The following is a 19970-nucleotide window of genomic DNA, read 5'->3' on the forward strand; positions in this document are numbered from 1 at the left end:
GCCTCGGCGGGTCGACTTGGTCGATGCAGCTGAGGCTAGGACCATTCTCGTCGACATCGCTGCCGGGTTAAGGGTTGCGCGCGTCGTGCCCTATCTCGGTCCTGGCCTCACCGAACTGTCCAGATCCGATGTGCCGACTTCGCCCGAGGCGCTGGCCGACTTCTTCGCCAGCAAGGTTGCACTGCCTCGGCGGGCCAAAGGCAATGCATGGGCATCGGCGCAGCATATCGAGGTCAGCAAACATCGCTCTACGCTGACGACATTGATGGTGCAGGCCTTCGCTCGGTCAGCTGAGCCGACGCCGCTACATCATCATTTCGCGTCCCTGTCGCTTCCCGTCATCGTCGATGCATGGTACGACGGCGCAATGCGCGCCGCGCTGGGCAAGCGCGAGGGCTGGGGTGAAGTTCAGGGCATTACCCGTGCCGGCATTGGCGAGAATCGTTGGTACCGCTTCTATGATTTCTCTGGCCAAGAGGTCGACAGTGCCGTGGCCGGTAGCTGGGCGACAGTGCTCTATAAGCCGCATGGCAGCGTGCGTCCAGCCAACAACTTCCTGATCTCCGATGCTGACTATGTCGAGGCCGTGACCGAGATTGACATTCAGAGTCCAATTCCGGACATCATCAAGGAAAGGCGGAGCGGACGGGCCTTTCTCTTCATCGGTTGTCGCTTTGACGACCAGCTGTTGCGCGGCTATGCGCGGCAGATTATCAAGCGCTCGGGTGGCGCCCACTATGCGATCGTCGATCCGGACACGCTGTCGCGCAACGAGCTCCGTTTTCTGCTCGAACAAGGTCTGGCGCCGCTTGCGATTCGGCTCCCTTGCGCGGTTGAGATACTGCTCAACCGTTAGATGTGTGAAGCTGGATAGCCCGACTTGTATCGCCAGTTGTGAGTGGGGGCGGCGCACGAAAGGCCCGCTCAGATGGAGCTGGGTGTTGCGCGCGCTTTGCCGCCATCATTGACGCGCCAGCCCGCGAAGCTCTGAGTGAGGATGGGGACGCATCTGTCGCATTCTTAACAAGCGTATCACTGCGGCTCTTACATGTCTCAACGTCGGCCGGGTCCGCTAACGCTATGACAAACCGATGAAAGTTCGTCTTCTGCGCCGTGGCATGTGAGTTGCTACGCCTCGTCTAGAGGCTCGCTCACGGATGGTCCTGGGAAGCCAATGTGCCTGCGGGGAAAAAGAGAATGAATGCGGTCGTGGGGGGCGGAGGATACGCCAAAGCTGCGCTGGATAACGGCACGATGATGCAGTCTGCCGCCGAGCAACAGGGCTGTCGCATCGCAGCCAAGACCGCCCAGGCAGACTGCGGGTCACGGACAAGCCAAGGCGATCTGCCGAGCGAAATCTGGGAAAAGGTGAAGAACCATCCCTGCTACAGCGAAGAGGCGCATCATCATTACGCCCGCATGCATGTGGCGGTCGCGCCGGCCTGTAACATCCAGTGCAATTACTGCAATCGCAAATATGACTGCGCCAATGAATCTCGCCCGGGCGTGGTGAGCGAGAAGCTCACCCCCGAGCAGGCGGTGAGAAAAGTGCTCGTGGTCGCGACCACCATTCCGCAGATGACCGTGCTCGGAATCGCTGGTCCCGGCGATGCTCTCGCCAATCCAGAAAAGACGTTCAAGACATTCGAACTGGTCGCCAAGGCGGCCCCCGACATCAAGCTGTGTCTGTCGACCAACGGACTGGCTCTGCCGGACCATATTGACACGATCGTCAGGTCCAAAATCGACCACGTGACCATCACTATCAACACGATCGATCCCGAAATCGGCGCCAAGATCTATCCCTGGATCTTCTTCAACCATAAACGCTATACCGGCATCGATGCGGCGAGGATACTAACCGACCGTCAGCTGCAAGGACTGGAGATGCTTAGCGAACGGGGGATCCTGTGCAAGGTCAACTCGGTGATGATCCCCCACATCAACGATCAGCACCTGGTCGAGGTCAACAAGGCGGTTAAGGCGCGCGGTGCCTTCCTTCACAATATCATGCCGCTGATCTCCGCGCCTGAGTACGGCACGGTGTTTGGCCTAAACGGTCAGCGGGGGCCGACGGCGCAGGAATTGAAGACGCTGCAGGATGCTTGTGAAGGGAAGATGAACATGATGCGGCATTGTCGCCAGTGCCGCGCTGATGCTGTCGGACTGATCGGAGAGGATCGCAGCGCAGAGTTCAGTACCGATCAGATCATGAAAATGGACGTCAAATATGACCTTGGGACGCGCAAGGCTTATCAAGATAGGGTGGAGGACGAGCGGGCCGCCAGCGTCGTGGCCCACCAACAAGAGCTTACACAGTTCGCCGGCGAGACGAGCGCGATCACGGTTCTGGTGGCAGTCGCAACGAAGGGCTCGGGACTCATCAACGAGCACTTTGGGCATGCAAAGGAATTCCAAGTATACGAACTTTCCACATCCGGCGCCAAATTCATCGGTCACCGTCGCGTCGACGTCTACTGTCAGGGCGGTTATGGCGAGGAGGACAGGCTTTCGACCATCATTCGTGGCATCCATGACTGCCATGCGGTGTTCGTGGCCAAGATCGGTGGCTGCCCAAAAAGCAACCTGATCAAGGCCGGGATCGAGCCAGTCGATCAATACGCGCATGAGTTCATCGAGAAGTCGACGATCGCCTGGTTCAGGTCCTATCTAGACAAGGTGAAGAGCGGCGATGTCCAGCATGAGAAGCGCGGGGACGCCGCGATCCGCCAGGGAGCTCTGATCTCCGCGGCGTAAAGGGGGGTATATGCCATTCAAGATCATCGCCTCTCAGTGTACCAGCTGCTCAGCTTGCGAACCCTTATGCCCGAACGTTGCCATCTCGGAAAAGGGAGGAAGCTTTGTCATCGAAGCGACGAAATGCACCGAATGTGTTGGCCATTTCGACGAGCCGCAATGCGCCGCGGCCTGTCCGGTCGACAATACCTGCGTAATTGACACCTCCTTGCCCCGCTATCGGGCGCCAGCCTAGGACGCGAGCTTCCGTGAACGGCATGCCAAGAGCTGGGACTGAAAGCGTTGCAAACTTCGTTGCTCGCCGGCAGCGGAGCGTCGGCAGACATTTCATTTGGCGCGGCAGGCCAAAAACGCCTCTCAACTCCGAGCGTAGGCTTCTGGCCAGCGCCGTTATCGTTGATGTGACTGACGAGGTCACGCTGATCGGCGCATGCCCGGCGGGATCAGCCTTACCGAGCCGCAACATCGCGGAATGTGCCGGGCGAGCGAAGCTACCGATGACCTTCGAGGCAGCAGCCAAGTCGGCATCTGCCGGTCAGGGAGCGCTGCTCGCGCGCACTTTGTTCGGCGAAGTCCCGGGCCAAGACTGGAGGATGGTCAACGTGACTGACGCTGCACTTGATCACGCCGATATCATCATGCCGCGGTTGCATCCCACCGTGTTGAAGGATCTCACCGGCCTCCCGCTATGGGCCGGCAATCTGGAAGCAGGGGCGAGGCAGCGACCAAGCTGCTCGAACTCGAACTGGCTGACACGATCGGTACCGAATCGTTCGCGGACGTCCTGCAGCGGAGGAGCCAATCCGAAGATCGATCACATTGGCAACGCTGCCCCGGGGCATCACTCTAGTTGCAGTGCCTGCGCTCGTCCGTCGCGCAAGAAGGGCTGCGACTACCGGCGTTCGGCTATTTGCGCAAATGATCGTGCCGGCAACATTTCCAGCACTTCTCCCAGCGCAATCCCGCGCTCAGCAACGGCGGCACGTGGCGCGCAGACGGCGAGATCCGAGCGATCGTGTCCATGCAGGCCAATGCCGTCGTCTTATCGTCGATGCTCGATGGCCATAGAAGCCTCGTCGCCCAAGCCGGAACATCGTTTCATACGGAGAAATGATGCCGAGGCTGACCGACAAGGAGCTGGCGACGCCCTCGCGCGCCACTTCGCCCGGCAGCTCCGCAATCAATCGGTCTGCGCTGAGGACGTCCAGTTCCGACACATCGTGCCGCGTCGCGCTGCCGTTGCGGGGCTACTTGGCGTAGCTACGGGCCGATACGCCAGAGCGCGGCTAGATCTCGCGGAATGGCTGTCACTCGGGGCACGGACTGCCCTACAGCGACATCCTGGTGTCGGCACAAGCTGGCGAACCGCATTGCGGTGGGCGAATCGGCTGAGTGCGGCGAGGGATGAGCACAATCGTGGAGGATGTCTCCTGGTCGGGCCGGGCAGCACCCCTGCATGTCTGCCGGCGAGCGATGCATGAGGAGCGCTACATGAGCGGTATTGTTCGCGACAGCGACGTCGTCGAGCTCGACGAGCCCCCTGTCTTCAGTTTTAGCCAAAAGGTACGAGCCAATCGCACCATCCGGAATGATGGCACCTTTCGTGGCAAGGAGATTGGCGACATCTTGGTCAAGAAGGGAGAGATCGGTTACGTCATCTCGATCGGCACATTCCTGCAACAGTTCTACATCTACGGTGTCGAGTTTATGGAAAGCGGCTACCGCGTTGGCATGAAGCGCAAGGAACTCGAGCCGGTGGATGCCTGCGAGGAGATCGATGATGTGCCATTGCTGTAGGAGGCCGTGTCGTGGATGAAGGCGGTTTTCTGAAATATCGGCGGGGCCAGCGGGTTAAAACCGCAGTCGATATCATTAACGACGGCTCTTTTCCCAATGCGGAGCCTGACGGGGTCTTGCTCGGCGCCGGAGTGGCCGGAGAGATCATCAGGGTTGCCATCCATACCAAAGCGAACGTTCCGATCTATACTGTCGATTTTGGAGAGCGGTTGCTCATCGGCTGTCTTGAAGAAGAAATCACAGGTCTTTGAAGGGAGGCTTTCGCATGAATGCCGGGCTGATGAGGAAGGTCAAGACCGGGCTGGTGGCGCACCCCAACGAGCTTGATCGCAAGCGGATCGAGCGCAGCTTGAGCTCCCGCACGCGCTATCTCTACGTCTCGCCGAAGGTGACACCGGTGAAAGCCGGCTACCTCGTCGAGAGCCCCTGTTGTTCGCGCAATATTGACAAGGACGGCGCGTTAATCGACGTCGCGCTGATTCTTTATGATGGCGTGAGCGGAATTTGGAAGGTGTTTTGCAAGAACCACGCCCAAGGAATCTGGGAATTTTACAGCCTATATCACCGCCTGACTTTAGCGATCGACGAATTGAACGCGGATCCGGAGCGTCTGTTCTGGCAATGAGGGGCGGCTTTTGAGGGGCCACAGAGGAGCCACGATGACGCTCACTGCGCAGGAATTGATTGAAATCGAGCAGCTGCTTGCGGCCGACAGGGCCGAGGAGGAGCCGTTTGTCGAGCTGCGGCGCCGCTTTCCGCAGCTTGCTTGTGTGCGCTGTGATGCGTCGGATATGACGGATCAGCCATTCCGGCAGTTTGTGCGTTTCGATCTCCATCTGATCGATGGATCGGATCACTGCGTGCAGATTACGGCCGATCCGGCACGGGCGACTGGCATCATATTGGCCAAAAGGACCGCTGCGCAGTGAGCGGTACTGAGCTCGCAGAGCATCCGTGCGATGGCGCGCATAATGTGGAGAATAATGCGTCCTTCATCCCACTGTCGGACCCGGATATTACCGTCGCTGAGCTCTCTGCAGTGGAAACCCTGCTGTGTTCGTCGCAGATCTCCAGCGGGCCGATCACTGAGGCGTTCGAGCAGGCCTTCGCGGTCTATCTGGGCCGCAAACATGCCGTTGCGGTTTCGAGTGGTACTATTGGGCTCCTGCTTGCACTCAAGGCGCTCGGGATCGGAGCAGGACACGAGGTCATTGCCTCGCCCTACGCCTTTCGCGAAGCAGCGCATGCCATCAGTCTCGCAGGCGCACGGGTGGTATTTGCCGATGTCGACTTTTGGTCGGGAACATTGGTTCCAGCGAAGGTCGAAGAGAGCATTACGGCGAGCACTCGGGCGATAGTCGCCGGCAATCCCAACGGTCATCCTGCGCCATGGGCAGAACTGCGGACGGTCGCACAGCGCCACCGGCTGCTGCTCTTGGAGGATTCTACCGAGGCGATCGGGTCGAGCTACAAGGGGGAGCTCGTCGGCCGATTTGGCGACCTGGCCGTGTTCGACTTTGCCCAGCCGGTAGCCCTAAGCTGCGGTGAAGGCGCAATGGTGGTGACGGATGACATCGATATTGCGGTTGGGTTGCGCCGCCATCGCGCCCACCGCCTGGACGAGCGATTCTCAGTTGTCGTCGCGAGCACAGCACCTTACCAGGCTGGCATGAGCGATCTCACGGCTGCCTTGGGGCTGGCGCAGCTGAAGCGTCTCGATGAAATCCTGGAGCGGCGTCGGCTCATCGAGCAGCTCTATAACGCGCATATCCAGTCATTTGAAGGCATCAAGCCGCCTTATGTCGGTCCCGATGTGACGGATGTGAACTGGATGCTTTATCTCGTTCAATTGGGGACACGCTTCACGCGCTCCGGTCGGGACGCCATTATCGATGATCTGCGCGCCGCCCAGGTTCAATCCGCTGCCTACAGCCAACCGTTGCATTTGCAACGCCACTATTTTGACCTTGGCTATCGCCGTGGCGATTTCCTGGTTACCGAAAAGGTCGCCGATCGCGCTTTAGCGCTGCCGTTTCACACCCATCTCACGAACAAGCAGATCGAGTTTATCGTGGAGACCATGAAAGATGCGTCGATCAACGTGGGCGCAGGTGCGGCGATCTACTGAGATGATCGTTATGCACCAGATGAAAGGGAGCAGGATCGATTGAGCACAATCGTAGCTCTGGGCGTGCGCGAGATGAGAAATCGAGCGAGCCGCATGTCATGCGATGCCTCGCGGGCAGATAGCTATCCGCGTAAGGCCGGAGCACGCCACATGCCGCTGCATCATGTACTGTTCGGGAAGCTGCGGGAGAAATGCTCTAGCCTCGCGCTCGCAGAAAACCTGCTCGATCGTCGCAAAGTGCCGTACCCATGCCGTGGCTTGAGGCCTACGCACCAAGATGCTCGAATCCCAGCACGCGCCATCATCGTTTCGGCTGGGGTGTCTCGAGTTAGTCAAACAGAGATTACCATGAACGTACAGGAAGTCATCATTCACGTCCGCTTCGCTCCGAACGGAAGAGTGGTCCAGATCAGCGAGCGACCGGCAAAGCTCACGCCGAACCAATGGTTTGAAGTTCTCAACGCCCGCGCTGGCGCGGCATATCGACCGCTCGCTCGTGGCCGTGGCATATTCCGACTGAGCCGTACTGCGGTCGAAGCCTTCAAGCAGGAAACTGCGAGGCCGGGATGAGCCAAGCGATGATCGGGAACCCAATGGGCGACCAGATCGAGGTTTTTGCCGTCTGTCCGGCCGACGCCATCGAGCGGAGTGGCGCCAGGGGCTTTAGCCTGTCGCGTATCGATGATAGCGGCGAGATCCGGCTGTTTTCCATTATTGTGGTGCGTACCTTCGGCAACGACTATTTTGGCTATGTGAATCGTTGTCCGCATGACGGCGTCTGGCTGAACATCGGCTCCGGCGAGTTTTTCTCGGCAGACCATTCCTTTCTCAGATGCGGCCGGCATGGTGCAAGGTTCGAGATCGAGACCGGAGTGTGCATCGATGGTCTATGCAATGGACAAGCGCTTGAGCCGGTAGCGCTCGCCGTGATCGAAGGTGACGTTTGCCTATGCGGCGTCAAGCTGCTGGAGGAGGATCGGGCTTCCGAACGCTTCGAGGACAGCGAAGAAACAATGGATATCACGATCCATCCGGATTGATGGCGTATCACTTGGCTGTTGTTCAACTTGGCTGCGGGATTTCATCGGAGGACGAAATCGTCCCTCCTGAGCGTTGGTGCAGATCGGTATTATGCGTTCGTAGCTTGTCAGAGCAAACGGCAGTCCAACGCATTGCTGCCAGGCGGCCAGCGAGCTCCACCGCACCAACGAAAGGTTGCTCTTACGTCAACTCGCCAAATGGACCCGGCAGGCGGGACATGCTTCTTGCTGCCGGCCGATAGAACATGGTCAAGAAATGCCCTCGGCGGCTGGAAGTCCGCCGAGGGCACCGTCTGGGCTGCAAGAATGGGGAGACCCAGACTGACAGGATCGTTTGGGAGGAACAATGACGATCCTGTGTCAGAAGCTTTTGGCTATCCGCTAAGACTGGCTTGTTGCCCGCGCAGCAATTGCGATACCAAACGCCTCAATGCGACACTCAGCGAGTGGCGCCGCGATCCTCAGCGCACCGCCGGTTTGCGGACGCATGCATAACACGTGTTCGCTGTTCGGCATTGAGGCGGCAAGTGCGCCTTGACGGTGTCGTGGAGGGCTGTGGGCGCGATCCAGAACCGCTGTGTTGCCGGTTTCGTGACGGCCGATCAAGTCCAGGCAGCTTAACCTATAGCCTTGAACGCGGGTCTGCGTTCACTCTGACTGTCGGGGCGTTTGCGCCAGGCGCTATCTGGTAAACAATAGATCGGAAACAGCGGAGCGCACATCATGCGTGCGAACGGCTGAGGCAGAATGGGGGGCGTCAAACGCGAAGCCAACGATTGTCTTGTCCAAAACAGAAGAGAAACGACATTGTCGGAACTCGAGCATCAACGATGAGGAGCGCCTCGGCAGAACAAGAGATGGTCGTAAAAACGCGAGGATTCTGCATTTGGTGTGGAACTTGCTTTGGAGCAATCGGATGGTTGAGCAATGTAGGAGCGAAGAGATTGCGATGGTAGGAGAAGACGTTGAAACGAATCAGGAAGGTTGTGCCAGACGTGAGTCATCTGTGGCTGATCTTCAGCGTTTACAATTAGTGTTGCGTTCGCTCATTTCGCCTGCGTTCGCAGGCGCGCGTCGAAATCAGTAGCATCAATCTATCGATGCGGCGTTCGACAGCAAGAGACCCTGTGAGGGCGATGCGAGCCCGGGCCATGTCTCTTTCGGATCGCTCGCATTGATCGCAGGATAAGCGCATGGACTCAGAAATCGAATTCGAGCTCCCCCAAATTTATAGGCATCATGTCTTTGCCTGCAACACGCAGCGTCCGCCCACTCATCCGCACGGCAGTTGCGGCGCCTCTGGCGCGCAAGCATTGTGGGATCGAATGGGCAAGGCGATCGAAGCGCAAGGCCTTAATGATATCGGTTTCACGATGGCTGGCTGCCTCGGATATTGTAACTCCGGTCCCTTGATGGTCGTCTATCCTGACGGAATCTGGTACCGCGCGACTACGCCGGAAGACGTCGACGAAATCCTGGAATCCCATCTCAAGCAGGGTAAACGTGTCGACCGCCTCGTGATGGTGCTAAAGCGCAGCTAAACGGCTTTCTTCGCGCCGCTTGGCCGGGCAATCAAGCATGGACAGCTTCTCCGTCGATGAGCTGTCCCCTCGGCACGTCGGTCGGCTCAGGATGACCGAGCGGCCCTCAGGCGTCAGGACGTGCGGACAGCGCGTCATGGAATTTGTCGTTATGGCGGTCTTTGAGATGTTCGGTGAGACGGGCCCAGATTAGAGCGCTGCTCGTGCCCGGGCCCTGAACCTTGAGCGTCAACTCCTTTGTCAGACTATCATTGTCACGGCGCAGCGCGACGCCTTGAATTGTCGGACCCGATCGGCAACTGGCACGGTCGCAACGCCTGACAAAGCAAGAACGTGTTTCCTTCGATGGCTGTTGGATCAATCTGTTCGCGTCACTTAATACTGTCCCTACGCAGCACGCCGCAAGCGCAAGGTGCGGATGGCGCTCACTTTCTTCGCGAGACGACGCGTCTTTGACACGCCATCTCGCTCGCGGATGAACTGCGGTGCGGTTGAAGGACGCGCTCGATGGCTCGCCGCGTCCGGATTGATCAACCTTGTCTTCTTCTTTGGACCCTGTTCTGACGTCAGAACTTGTAAGCGATGCCGCCGCTGATGAGCCATGGGTCGATATTGGCGCGCCCGGAGACGGGAATCGCATTGTTTACGGTCGCAGAATAGTCTGGCCGCAGCCACAGCTTCTTCACGTCGAAGTTGAGGCCCCAATGACGGTCAAGCATGTAATCGAAGCCAAATTGGACCGCCGCGCCGAACTTGTTGCTGATGTGCAGATCCGTCACGGTAAGGCCGGCGAGCGACGTATTGGCCGCCGACTGATTGAAGAATGCGGTGTAGTTGATGCCTGCGCCGATATAAGGCTTCAGTGGGCCGAAATCGTTGAAGTGATATTGCAGGGTTAGCGTCGGCGGCAATAGCCAGGCTTTGCCGATATCGAGTCCATTAAGCGTGCCAGTGCCGCTGATGTGATGGCGGGTCACGCCGAGAATAAGTTCGGCCGCGATGTTTTTTGTGAAGAAATACGTGATGTCGAGCTCCGGTATGGCTTGATCGCTGATCGATAGCCCGGAGTTGGGAGAAGACAGCGAGGGTACCCCGGAGACGTGGACTGAACTGCCTGCGGTATCCGGCAAAACGCCGAGCACCCGCAGGCGGATCATCCATGGATTGAACGGTTCGATCGGGGGTGCTTTGTAATAAACCGGCGCCGGACCGAGATCTGCAGCCTGTGCCGAGATGCTGGCCAACGAGATCGCGAGCGTGAGGAGCGACGTCGTCGTCAGAATTGTTCTTCTTCTCATCGAATTCTCCATTCCAAAAGTCGCGCGATAACACGCGCGAGATCTCTGTCACACATGACAAGCGGCGGAGGATTTGATGCGGATCAAAATAGTGGTTGGTTCACCGCAATTATGCGGCTGAGTTGCATAAGAAGCACGGCTATCGAAGCGTCGTTGTCTTTGCTTGATAGCTGTTCGATTCATTGTCTGTGCTGAGTCCAATCTCTTCAGGAGATTGTTGGTTGGCTTGATGCCCCGATCCAATCAATGCCCGTTGGGCCATGCAAAATCAAAATGGCAATGCAGCAACCCCGCACATTGCAGGGCCGGTGGAGGCAGCAATCACCCGAGGCGCAATATCGGCAGATCCGTGTTACGGAGCAGCCAGGTTGGCCTTCTCAGCGAGGGTCCGAGTCGGCGGTCACGAACCAATCCGGAAGCAGAAAAATGTGGTTCTTCGCATCAAAGCCTTCTGTACTAGCCTCACGTTTGCGGACAGCGCGTCTCGTTTGCGTCATGCGCACATCGCTCGAGATCATCTGGGGCCTCGCGGCCAAGCAGCGACAGCACGAGCTCATGATCGAATCCGGCGCATCGTGATCCGCCGACGTCGATCAGAGGTCTGCGTATCAGGAGCGGATCGTCTAACATCAACGCTAGTGCGCGCTGGGCGTCAATCATGGCGGGATTGACTTCGCCTGATTTGATACGGGGGGCCGCTTGGTTGAACCAGGAGGCGACCGGGGTATTGCCGAAGAAGCGGCGCAGTTCTTCCGAAGCCCACGGCTCCATCAAAATATCTTTGGCTATGATGTCGTGACCGGCAGCGTTGAACGCTTGAATCTGACGCGCATTGGTCGCGCAGCCGGGCTTTTGATAAAAGATGATTGTCGCCATGTCATACCTATGTTGGCAGCGCTGAGCTGAACGGTGGCCCTGTCGCTGCTGCGTTCGACGCCCAGTCGATGGTCTTGCCGATTATCTTCAATGTCAGTCGGCTAAGCGCCGCTGGTATCCGCTGTCCGGTCAGTCTGGATCGCAACCGACATTGTCGCACCGCTCAAGCCCCAGAGAGCCGGTTCACGAGAGGAGTAGCAAGTCCCATTCCGTGGCTGAAGATATGGGACAGCCCATGCAAATGAGCTTCGCGTCAGCGGTTGCCTCTTGTTCGTTTTCTGACAGCCGCGCTGACCGATAGGTTCCAAAACGGCCAGGCGCACTCGCGGGCAGGTGGCTTTTTAAATGTAATCAAAGACTTGGGCAGCGCTTACGAGCGTTGGCACGGCGGTTGCTAATATCGGGCAGCAACACTGAGTGAGGGCTGAGTGCACGCCGACGCGTAAGACGAGCGATGTGCTCCTTCCCTTGAACCCGTGTGCCCCGTTTCTGAGAGAGAGAAACAAGCTCGCGCGTGAGAGGCGCGCAACTTTTGGCAAATCGGTTGATGGAGAGCAACATGTCTTCACTAAGGCAAATCGCGTTCTACGGGAAAGGTGGCATCGGCAAGTCGACGACTTCCCAGAACACGTTGGCGGCGCTGGCCGAGATGGGTCAGAAAATCCTGATTGTCGGGTGCGATCCTAAAGCGGACTCGACCCGCTTGATCCTGCATGCCAAAGCGCAGGACACGATTCTAAGCTTGGCGGCGAGTGCCGGCAGCGTGGAGGATCTTGAACTCGAGGACGTGATGAAGGTCGGCTACAAAGACATCCGCTGCGTGGAGTCCGGTGGTCCTGAGCCGGGCGTCGGCTGCGCCGGTCGTGGCGTCATCACTTCGATCAACTTCCTCGAGGAGAACGGCGCCTATGAGAACATTGACTACGTATCCTATGATGTGCTCGGCGACGTCGTTTGCGGTGGCTTTGCGATGCCAATCCGTGAAAACAAGGCGCAGGAGATTTATATCGTGATGTCCGGTGAAATGATGGCTATGTATGCCGCCAACAATATTTCCAAGGGTATCCTGAAATACGCCAACTCGGGCGGTGTGCGGCTGGGCGGCCTGGTCTGCAATGAACGACAGACGGACAAGGAGTTGGAACTGGCGGAGGCGCTGGCCAAGAAGCTAGGCACTCAGCTGATCTACTTCGTGCCGCGCGACAACGTGGTGCAGCATGCCGAACTCCGCCGCATGACGGTGCTCGAGTATGCGCCGGATTCGAAGCAGGCCGATCACTATCGCAATCTCGCTACCAAGGTTCACAACAATGGCGGCAAGGGTATCATTCCGACTCCGATCTCCATGGACGAGCTCGAGGACATGCTGATGGAGCATGGCATTATGAAGGCGGTCGACGAATCCATCATCGGCAAAACTGCCGCCGAACTCGCGGCCTCGTAAAGGTCGTGAGTCGCGGCCTTGTGAAGGCGCGCGACGGATGCCGGCCTCCCTCACCCCCCATCCGGGGAGGCCGGCATTCTGATCAGCGCTCCCGGCCGGGACCAGGACGCGGCGACGCAAACCCGGCCGCTATAGAGACCCACAAAATCATGTCCGAAGTGCACTTCCTTCCGTTTATGGCTGCTTGTGAGCCTGATGCGAGCAGTTCCAACGGAATTGTAGCCTACCGCCTCCTCACCGGCGTACTTTCTGCGGCTGCCGACATTGCCAGTGACAGTCATTTCGACCGCCACGCTTTGGCATCTATTCTGGCGGCTGCCACGATGGATGGTGGCGCTCTCCCGGAGAAGACTGGCCTATCGGGCGATGAACTCGCGGCTTTGCTCGCGCAGTACTTTCCCTCACTTGAGGTCGAACTCCCCGATGAGCTCCTGAGGTGCAAATGCAACGAGAACGACGAAATCGCAATGGTGCGCGATCTACTCCTGAAACACCGCTCGACGGAAGGAGATCTCGGCCGCTGGCTGGCTGCCATGATCGCCCGACGAGCCATCGAACCAGACCATCTATGGGAAGATCTCGGATTGCGCAATCGTGGCGAGCTCTCTCGGCTGCTCAGCCGTCACTACGCGCCGCTCGCCGCGCGCAATGTCAACAATATGCGTTGGAAGCGTTTCTTCTATCGCATGCTTTGCGAGGATGAAGGCCTCGCGATGTGCACAACACCAGTGTGCACGCAATGTAATGACTTCAACCTTTGTTTCGGCGAAGAAAGCGGTGAGAGCCGGATGGCCGAGCGCCGGCGCGACCAGTTGCTGGAGGCGGCTCGCCAGCAGGTCACCGCTGATTGGCCCATCTGACTTGCCACAAATATTCTCGTGCGTTGCAGCGCGACAACGCTTCCAGGATCTGGCGATCCCCGCGGCATGTCATCGTGCGGATAAACGTCGCTTTAATGCGAGCAAGTGGCCATGGATCCAAGACATGCCGGCCAGAATTGCTCCGGGATCAATCGCCAACATCGCGGCGCGCTGCAATCGGGTTGGCTTTCGAACTTGACTTGGGAATGGCAAAAGCGCCCGCTTCATGAGCCAGTCGCGTTTGCGGCAATCCATTGGCGGGAGGAGGTTAAGGAAGGAAGCGTAGATTTTCAATCCGTTGCCAGGAATAGCGCAGTGGCATGCGGGTTGCTTAAGGGGATGTGGTCAAAGATAAGGAGCCAGCCTGCGTGATCGCCTCTAGCGACGAACCCTCATGGTTCGATCAAGAACGCGCGAAGCCGACCGTGCTTAACGATACGACGCTAAGGGACGGGGAGCAGGCGCCCGGTGTTGCGTTCACCACGAAGGAAAAGCTGGCGATCGCGCAGGCGCTCGCGCGGGCCGGGGTCACGGAGATCGAGGCGGGAACGCCCGTGATGGGCAATGAGGAAATCACAGCAATCCGCGCCATTGTCGAAGCAGATCTTCCGCTGACTACGATAGGCTGGTGCCGGATGAGGAAAGCGGACGTCGATGCGGCGATTGAAGCCCGGGTGTCCATGATCAACATGTCGATCCCGACTTCCGATGTGCAGATCGCAGCCAAGCTCGGCGGTCATCGCAGCCTGGCACTGGAACAGGTGAGGCAATTGGTCGGCTATGCTCGTCAGAAGGGGCTTCAGGTTTCTGTTGGCGGCGAGGACGCTTCGCGCGCCAACGTCGAGTTTCTGATCCGGCTGATTGCAGTCGCAAAAGCCGCGGGCGCGCGTCGTTTTCGTGTTGCAGATACGCTCAGTGTGCTCGATCCCGACGCAACCTACGCGCTGGTCAGGAAACTGCGTGTGACCACCGATTTGGAACTCGAATTTCACGGCCACGACGATCTCGGACTCGCAACCGCCAATACACTCTCAGCCATCAAAGCTGGCGCGAGCCACGCTTCGGTGACCGTCATCGGGTTAGGCGAGCGGGCCGGAAATGCGCCGCTCGAGGAAGTCGCGGTCGCACTCAAGCAGCTCTACGGACGCGGGACCGGCATCGTACTTCCGGAGCTCGAGAACGTCGCCGCATTGGTGGCTGCAGCGGCCGCGCGTGCCATTCCTCTGAATAAGGCCATCGTTGGAGAGTACGTATTTACGCACGAATCCGGCATTCATGTCGATGGCCTTTTGAAGGATCAGCGCACCTATCAGTCGCTTGATCCGGCTTTGCTTGGCCGCCGCAACCGCTTTGTGATCGGCAAGCATTCTGGACTTGCGGCGATTACGGCGTTGCTCGATGAACTCGAGCTGGCCGCCAGCGCCGATCAAGCCAGACAGATCCTGTCGCAGGTTCGCAAGCATGCGATCGAGCACAAGCTGCCGGTCGAGCGCCAAACGGTGGCGGCGATCTGGCGCGACGTGTGCGGATGCCCAGCCACCCAAAGCGAGTGAAGAGCCGTGCTTAGCATCGTTTGCGCCGACTATTCGAGAGACCAAGTGCGTCGCAAGGAGGCCATCCGATGCCACTGATTGGCGCGAAAATGACCCACTTCCGCACGCCAGCTCGCTGGTCGCAAATCTGCGCTCCAGTTATTACGGGCTATTCCGGCATTCATGCTGTGATCTGCAATCCGGCAGCGAGCCGCTGCCAAGCGACGTCTTCTCTTGAGGCTGCCGTCCCGCCCCACCACCGGTCGGACGAGCATCAGCACCGATTGCGGTTTGGCCGTTCATGCCCCTTCCTCATCCGGGCTGACGTCGGCGCCCGCCGAACCTGCAGATCTGGATAGCGAAGTTGAGCGCGTCGGCGTTCCAGGCGTTGGCGATGCGCACCCGCTGTGCGAGGTAGAACCGCGGCAATATCATCAGGCGCTAAGAGTATCTAATTTGGCGTCCGAGAGCTGATCCAAAGGAGACCTTTCGATGATCAACTCATCCCCGGCCGCCCCTATCCTGGACCGGCTTAGCAACGCCTCGTCGGCAGAGGAGTTCTTTTCGCTGCTTGGCGTCGATTATGATCCGAAGATTGTAAATGTCGCGCGCCTTCACATCCTAAAGCGCATGGGACAATATTTCGCCGAAGAGCAATTTTCTGGCGCCACAGAGCTGGAAATCAGAGCTCGGTGCAAAGCGATGCTGGAGCAGGCTTATGCTGATTTCGTGGCATCGCGGCCGATTGATCAGCGAGTATTCAAGGTTTTGAAGGATGCGGTTGCAGGCCCAGGCAAACCGACAGCCTTTGTTCCGTTGAGCGAGCTGAAGTGACTTCGCGCTCCACCGCAATGAGGTGCTCTCTAACGATTGCCGTGCGGTCTGAAAGCTCCTTCATCCAGATCATCTCTCTGCCAGCCATGACCCGAGCGACGCTGTCGCATTCCCGACCCATGTCCGGACTGATCGTGTCCAAGGCCCTGAGCGAGCATTTAAGTTTCTGTCAAATCATTGCTTCCGCCTGACTTTCGATGGTTCTTGCAAGTGGTACGACACTTGCTGTTGTCGTGCCTATCCCGTCATCGATGCTGACAGATGGCGGTCGTCCGAGATGAAAAAAAGGAACACCTATGACGCTGCTTCTACCGCCTACCGAGCGATGCGGCATGATCTCGCGGCTCACGCTCGCACCCGGTCCGTTCGATATGGCCTTTGATGCGAACGAAGCCGACACCGACCGTGAGATGGTGGTCATTGGCTAAGTTGTCCGTTGCGCAACATCTGGAGAGGGCATGTACATAGTCGTCAGCGTCGAGCGAGTCCGCGGATGCGTGCAAAGTGGCATTCGTCGCAACGCGGATAGCAACATGCGTCCGGCGGAGGCGCCAAGCTCGGCCGATGCAAGGTGCCGGGGCTGGAGGCTGACCACGCAGTGCATGACAGGTGCGCAGCTCCGATCGCTTTGGTGGTCGCACCCGGTGCAGAGCGCTGGGCCGAAAGCGAGGCGCCGATACTGCAGAGCAGGCGGACGCAACAACTCTTCCGGGCACAGATGCCGTAGCGGCGTCGCCGGCACCGTGGCGCTTGTCGAACCGAGCGCGCGAGGCACTACCGTCGAGGACATCTCTGGCTCTGGCCCGCCCGGAGCGTCTACGTCGATGACGAGTTTTACTGCCTGGTCGGTTTGCACTAAGCGGGCCGGGCAGCCGAGCAGCCAGGCCACTTGCTGATCAGAACTGATCCTCAGTCAACTGAATCTAGATACAAACCTGTGGCGCGGGCGCGCGTATTCTTGAGGGGACTTTAAAGCATGAGCAATGTCACCAAAACAGCTGTGCCTGCGGCGGCCGGCCGGGCAGCAGCCAAGAAGGAACTGCCGGAGCACTTTAAGGCCTACAAGCATGTCTGGGTTTTCGTCGAGCTGGAGCGCGGCCAGGTGCATCCGGTTTCCTGGGAGCTCATGGGAGCGGGGCGCAGGCTTGCCGACAAGCTGAAGGTGAATCTCGCCGCGGTCGTTGTCGGCCCGGAGGGGCAGTCCACCCGTAACGCCGCACTTGAATCCTTTTGCTATGGGGCCGATCTGACCTATCTCGTGAGCGACAACGTTTTGGCGGATTACCGCAATGAATCCTATACCAAAGCGCTCACCGAACTCGTCAATACCTACAAGCCCGAGATCCTGCTGTTGGGCGCGACCACGCTGGGGCGCGATCTCGCGGGTTCGGTGGCGACCACTTTGTCAACGGGACTCACTGCCGACTGCACCGCGCTCGATGTCGACGCCGATGGTTCTCTTGCGGCGACGCGTCCGACCTTTGGTGGCTCGTTGCTCTGCACGATCTATACCTTGAATTATCGTCCGCAGATGGCAACAGTGCGTCCGCGGGTCATGCCGATGCCTGAGCGCGTCGAACGTGATGCGGCCCGTATCATCGTCCATCCGCTCGGCCTTGTCGAAGACGATATTGTCACGAAAGTTCTGTCGTTCCTCCCAGATCGTGATTCCGAGACATCAAATCTGGCCTATGCCGACGTCGTGGTTGCGGGTGGCTTGGGATTGGGATCGCCTGAGAACTTCCGGCTGGTGCGCGAGCTTGCAACTCTTCTTGGCGCTGAATATGGCTGCTCGCGTCCTCTGGTGCAGAAGGGATGGGTTACGTCTGATCGGCAGATCGGTCAGACCGGCAAGACGATCCGGCCAAAGCTCTATATTGCGGCCGGTATTTCCGGCGCGATCCAGCACCGGGTGGGTGTCGAGGGGGCGGATCTGATCGTCGCCATCAATACTGACAAACGTGCTCCGATCTTCGACTTCGCCCATGTTGCGATCGTCAGTGATGCCATGCAATTGCTGCCGGCGCTGACGGCGGCATTTCGCGCTCGGCTCTTGCCGAATTCGCGCGCGCGGATCGCGGTCTAGAGGAGATGATGATGATTGAAGAGAGGTTCGATGCCATCGTGGTAGGAGCCGGTATGGCTGGTAACGCGGCGGCGCTGTCCATGGCCAGGCAAGGCATGAAGGTGCTGCAGCTCGAGCGCGGCGAATATCCTGGATCGAAAAATGTGCAGGGCGCAATCCTCTACGCGGACATGATGGAAAAGCTAATCCCCGAGTTTCGCGAAGAGGCGCCGCTCGAACGTCATCTGGTTGAACAACGGTTCTGGATGATGGACGACCGCTCGCATGTCGGGATGCATTACCGCTCGGACGACTTCAACGAGGAGCGGCCGAACCGTTACACGATCATACGCGCGCAGTTTGACAAATGGTTCTCGTCAAAGGTGCGCGAAGCCGGCGCGACCGTGCTCTGCGAGACGACCGTGACGGAGCTCGTACGGGACGAGCGTGAAAGGATTGTCGGCGTTCGTACAGATCGCCGCGACGGCGAAATACATGCCGATGTCGTCGTGCTCGCTGAAGGGGTCAATGGTCTGCTTGGGACGCGCGCGGGCCTGCGCGCGCGGCCGACACCCGATAACGTTGCGCTCGCCGTCAAGGAAATGCACTTCTTGCCTCGCGAGACCATCGAAGCGCGTTTCAATCTTAAGGGCGAAGAAGGCGTCGTGATCGAGGCGGCGGGCACCATTTCCCGCGGTATGACCGGAATGGGTTTCATCTATGCCAACAAAGAGTGTATTTCGCTGGGCATCGGTTGTCTCGTCGCCGATTTCCAGCGCACCGGCCAGACGCCCTACGGCTTGCTCGATCAATTCAAAAGGCATCCCTCTGTGTTGCCTCTGCTAGCAGGTTCCGAAGTCAAGGAATATTCGGCGCATCTCATCCCTGAAGGAGGCTACAAATCGATCCCACGGCTCTACGGGGAAGGCTGGGTGGTCGTTGGCGATGCGGCGCAACTCAACAATGCCGTTCATCGCGAGGGCTCCAATCTCGCGATGACCTCAGGTCGCATAGCGGCCGAAGCGATCGGCTTGGTGAAATCGCGCGGCGAGCCGATGACAGCGACAAATCTGTCGCTCTACAAGAAGATGTTGGATGAGTCCTTCGTCATCAAGGACCTCAAGAAGTACAAGGATTTGCCACCCCTAATGCATACTCACTCACAAAACTTCTTTCTCACCTATCCGCAGCTCATCTCTAAGGCAATGCAAAACTTTGTGCGGGTCGATGGTACGCCCAAGGTTGAGAAGGAGAAGGCGACCTTGAAATCCTTTGTCAAGGCGCGCTCATGGATGGGGCTGTTCGGCGATGCATGTCGTTTTGCGCGAGCCTGGCGCTAATTATCAAAAGTGTGAGTTCCAAGTATGGAAGGACAAAGCATGGATGCCGAACCCTCGGTGCGCGTGGAAGACAAGCTGTATTACAACCGCTACCTTGTCGACATTGGTCGTCCTCACGTCAAGGTTCGCGCACACACGTCCCCATCGCCGCAGCTAGTTGCGCTTTTGAAAGCGTGCCCCGCGCGATGCTATGAGCTGAACGATGAGGGGCGAGTCGAGGTGACTGTTGACGGCTGTATCGAGTGCGGTACCTGTCGGGTGATCGCCGAGCCCACCGGCGATATCCAGTGGAGTTACCCGCGCGGCGGATATGGGGTGCTGTTCAAATTTGGCTGAGGGTGAGGTGAGGATGGAACGAGCCGTGGTACGAGCCTCCCTAAGCGTCGGAATATTTGCATCCTTCGCGCGTTCCGCCTCTGGCACGGTGCGAGCAATTTGAGCTAGACCCGCATCAAGGT

Annotated in this window: 21 protein-coding genes; 19 read left to right on the forward strand and 2 right to left on the reverse strand. The window is 58.5% G+C overall.

What is annotated here, in order from left to right; translation table 11 throughout:
• Nucleotides 1-16: 16 nt before the first annotated feature.
• From ACVI1L_RS22585 to ACVI1L_RS22635, 11 genes are all read left to right on the forward strand, one after another.
• Nucleotides 17-856, forward strand: coding sequence for an SIR2 family NAD-dependent protein deacylase (locus ACVI1L_RS22585; protein ID WP_456783821.1), 840 nt, complete (start codon nucleotides 17-19; stop codon nucleotides 854-856).
• A gap of 341 nt (nucleotides 857-1197) precedes the next feature.
• Nucleotides 1198-2757, forward strand: a complete 1560-nt coding sequence (gene nifB / locus ACVI1L_RS22590) for a nitrogenase cofactor biosynthesis protein NifB (protein ID WP_253640834.1) — start codon at nucleotides 1198-1200, stop codon at nucleotides 2755-2757.
• Between the two features lie 10 nt (nucleotides 2758-2767).
• On the forward strand, nucleotides 2768-2992 hold the full coding sequence (locus tag ACVI1L_RS22595) for a 4Fe-4S binding protein (RefSeq protein ID WP_253640833.1): 225 nt from the start codon (nucleotides 2768-2770) through the stop codon (nucleotides 2990-2992).
• Between the two features lie 1256 nt (nucleotides 2993-4248).
• Nucleotides 4249-4554 (forward strand): nitrogen fixation protein NifZ, encoded by a 306-nt coding sequence (locus ACVI1L_RS22600; protein ID WP_253640832.1) that lies wholly within the window; start codon nucleotides 4249-4251, stop codon nucleotides 4552-4554.
• Between the two features lie 11 nt (nucleotides 4555-4565).
• Nucleotides 4566-4805, forward strand: coding sequence for a nitrogen fixation protein NifZ (locus ACVI1L_RS22605; RefSeq protein ID WP_253640831.1), 240 nt, complete (start codon nucleotides 4566-4568; stop codon nucleotides 4803-4805).
• A gap of 14 nt (nucleotides 4806-4819) precedes the next feature.
• Nucleotides 4820-5179, forward strand: coding sequence for a DUF3024 domain-containing protein (locus ACVI1L_RS22610; protein ID WP_253640830.1), 360 nt, complete (start codon nucleotides 4820-4822; stop codon nucleotides 5177-5179).
• Between the two features lie 34 nt (nucleotides 5180-5213).
• On the forward strand, nucleotides 5214-5483 hold the full coding sequence (locus tag ACVI1L_RS22615) for a hypothetical protein (RefSeq protein WP_253640829.1): 270 nt from the start codon (nucleotides 5214-5216) through the stop codon (nucleotides 5481-5483).
• Between the two features lie 44 nt (nucleotides 5484-5527).
• Nucleotides 5528-6682 (forward strand): DegT/DnrJ/EryC1/StrS family aminotransferase, encoded by a 1155-nt coding sequence (locus tag ACVI1L_RS22620; RefSeq protein WP_253641096.1) that lies wholly within the window; start codon nucleotides 5528-5530, stop codon nucleotides 6680-6682.
• 348 nt (nucleotides 6683-7030) lie between these two features.
• Nucleotides 7031-7252 carry a hypothetical protein gene (locus tag ACVI1L_RS22625; RefSeq protein ID WP_253640828.1) on the forward strand — a complete coding sequence of 74 codons (222 nt, stop codon included), beginning with the start codon at nucleotides 7031-7033 and terminating at the stop codon, nucleotides 7250-7252.
• Nucleotides 7249-7722, forward strand: a complete 474-nt coding sequence (locus ACVI1L_RS22630) for a Rieske (2Fe-2S) protein (protein WP_253640827.1) — start codon at nucleotides 7249-7251, stop codon at nucleotides 7720-7722. The genes ACVI1L_RS22625 and ACVI1L_RS22630 overlap by 4 nt, the downstream gene beginning before the upstream one ends.
• A 1193-nt stretch (nucleotides 7723-8915) precedes the next feature.
• On the forward strand, nucleotides 8916-9263 hold the full coding sequence (locus tag ACVI1L_RS22635) for a (2Fe-2S) ferredoxin domain-containing protein (protein ID WP_253640826.1): 348 nt from the start codon (nucleotides 8916-8918) through the stop codon (nucleotides 9261-9263).
• Nucleotides 9264-9829: 566 nt separating this feature from the next.
• Here the strand turns inward: ACVI1L_RS22635 and ACVI1L_RS22640 are convergent.
• Both ACVI1L_RS22640 and ACVI1L_RS22645 read right to left on the reverse strand, forming a co-directional pair.
• The gene (locus tag ACVI1L_RS22640) at nucleotides 9830-10573 is read right to left on the reverse strand and encodes an OmpW family protein (protein WP_375162638.1); all 744 of its coding nucleotides are present in this window, start codon (nucleotides 10571-10573) and stop codon (nucleotides 9830-9832) included.
• Nucleotides 10574-11023: 450 nt separating this feature from the next.
• Nucleotides 11024-11437: an ArsC/Spx/MgsR family protein gene (locus ACVI1L_RS22645; protein ID WP_253640824.1), complete on the reverse strand. Its 414-nt coding sequence runs from the start codon at nucleotides 11435-11437 to the stop codon at nucleotides 11024-11026.
• Between the two features lie 559 nt (nucleotides 11438-11996).
• Here ACVI1L_RS22645 and nifH point away from each other — a divergent pair.
• From nifH to ACVI1L_RS22685, 8 genes are all read left to right on the forward strand, one after another.
• A complete protein-coding gene (nifH, locus tag ACVI1L_RS22650) occupies nucleotides 11997-12881 on the forward strand; it encodes a nitrogenase iron protein (RefSeq protein WP_253640823.1) in 885 nt (294 codons plus the stop codon).
• 149 nt (nucleotides 12882-13030) lie between these two features.
• Entirely contained in the window at nucleotides 13031-13741 is a 711-nt protein-coding gene (locus tag ACVI1L_RS22655) for a nitrogen fixation protein NifQ (protein ID WP_253640822.1), read from the forward strand.
• 368 nt (nucleotides 13742-14109) lie between these two features.
• On the forward strand, nucleotides 14110-15294 hold the full coding sequence (gene nifV, locus ACVI1L_RS22660; protein ID WP_456783822.1) for a homocitrate synthase: 1185 nt from the start codon (nucleotides 14110-14112) through the stop codon (nucleotides 15292-15294).
• Between the two features lie 471 nt (nucleotides 15295-15765).
• Nucleotides 15766-16107: a nitrogenase stabilizing/protective protein NifW gene (nifW, locus tag ACVI1L_RS22665; protein WP_253640820.1), complete on the forward strand. Its 342-nt coding sequence runs from the start codon at nucleotides 15766-15768 to the stop codon at nucleotides 16105-16107.
• 296 nt (nucleotides 16108-16403) lie between these two features.
• A complete protein-coding gene (locus ACVI1L_RS22670; protein WP_256527903.1) occupies nucleotides 16404-16535 on the forward strand; it encodes a hypothetical protein in 132 nt (43 codons plus the stop codon).
• 548 nt (nucleotides 16536-17083) lie between these two features.
• A complete protein-coding gene (locus tag ACVI1L_RS22675; RefSeq protein ID WP_050420689.1) occupies nucleotides 17084-18193 on the forward strand; it encodes an electron transfer flavoprotein subunit alpha/FixB family protein in 1110 nt (369 codons plus the stop codon).
• Nucleotides 18194-18204: 11 nt separating this feature from the next.
• The gene (locus ACVI1L_RS22680; RefSeq protein ID WP_253640819.1) at nucleotides 18205-19512 is read left to right on the forward strand and encodes an FAD-dependent oxidoreductase; all 1308 of its coding nucleotides are present in this window, start codon (nucleotides 18205-18207) and stop codon (nucleotides 19510-19512) included.
• 39 nt (nucleotides 19513-19551) lie between these two features.
• Nucleotides 19552-19848 carry a ferredoxin family protein gene (locus ACVI1L_RS22685; RefSeq protein WP_157348532.1) on the forward strand — a complete coding sequence of 99 codons (297 nt, stop codon included), beginning with the start codon at nucleotides 19552-19554 and terminating at the stop codon, nucleotides 19846-19848.
• Nucleotides 19849-19970: the final 122 nt, after the last annotated feature.

It is taken from the genome of Bradyrhizobium sp. USDA 4516 (genome assembly GCF_054055915.1).

Coding starts and splice junctions, on each gene's coding strand:
- ACVI1L_RS22670 (WP_256527903.1), top strand. CDS start 16,404: ATGACGCTGCTTCTACCGCCTACCGAGCGATGCGGCATGATCTCGCGG.
- nifB (WP_253640834.1), top strand. CDS start 1,198: ATGAATGCGGTCGTGGGGGGCGGAGGATACGCCAAAGCTGCGCTGGAT.
- ACVI1L_RS22680 (WP_253640819.1), top strand. CDS start 18,205: ATGATTGAAGAGAGGTTCGATGCCATCGTGGTAGGAGCCGGTATGGCT.
- ACVI1L_RS22675 (WP_050420689.1), top strand. CDS start 17,084: ATGAGCAATGTCACCAAAACAGCTGTGCCTGCGGCGGCCGGCCGGGCA.
- ACVI1L_RS22615 (WP_253640829.1), top strand. CDS start 5,214: ATGACGCTCACTGCGCAGGAATTGATTGAAATCGAGCAGCTGCTTGCG.
- ACVI1L_RS22685 (WP_157348532.1), top strand. CDS start 19,552: ATGGATGCCGAACCCTCGGTGCGCGTGGAAGACAAGCTGTATTACAAC.
- nifW (WP_253640820.1), top strand. CDS start 15,766: ATGATCAACTCATCCCCGGCCGCCCCTATCCTGGACCGGCTTAGCAAC.
- ACVI1L_RS22610 (WP_253640830.1), top strand. CDS start 4,820: ATGAATGCCGGGCTGATGAGGAAGGTCAAGACCGGGCTGGTGGCGCAC.
- ACVI1L_RS22600 (WP_253640832.1), top strand. CDS start 4,249: ATGAGCGGTATTGTTCGCGACAGCGACGTCGTCGAGCTCGACGAGCCC.
- nifH (WP_253640823.1), top strand. CDS start 11,997: ATGTCTTCACTAAGGCAAATCGCGTTCTACGGGAAAGGTGGCATCGGC.
- ACVI1L_RS22655 (WP_253640822.1), top strand. CDS start 13,031: ATGTCCGAAGTGCACTTCCTTCCGTTTATGGCTGCTTGTGAGCCTGAT.
- ACVI1L_RS22645 (WP_253640824.1), bottom strand. CDS start 11,437: ATGGCGACAATCATCTTTTATCAAAAGCCCGGCTGCGCGACCAATGCG.
- ACVI1L_RS22595 (WP_253640833.1), top strand. CDS start 2,768: ATGCCATTCAAGATCATCGCCTCTCAGTGTACCAGCTGCTCAGCTTGC.
- ACVI1L_RS22640 (WP_375162638.1), bottom strand. CDS start 10,573: ATGGAGAATTCGATGAGAAGAAGAACAATTCTGACGACGACGTCGCTC.
- ACVI1L_RS22630 (WP_253640827.1), top strand. CDS start 7,249: ATGAGCCAAGCGATGATCGGGAACCCAATGGGCGACCAGATCGAGGTT.
- ACVI1L_RS22625 (WP_253640828.1), top strand. CDS start 7,031: ATGAACGTACAGGAAGTCATCATTCACGTCCGCTTCGCTCCGAACGGA.
- ACVI1L_RS22635 (WP_253640826.1), top strand. CDS start 8,916: ATGGACTCAGAAATCGAATTCGAGCTCCCCCAAATTTATAGGCATCAT.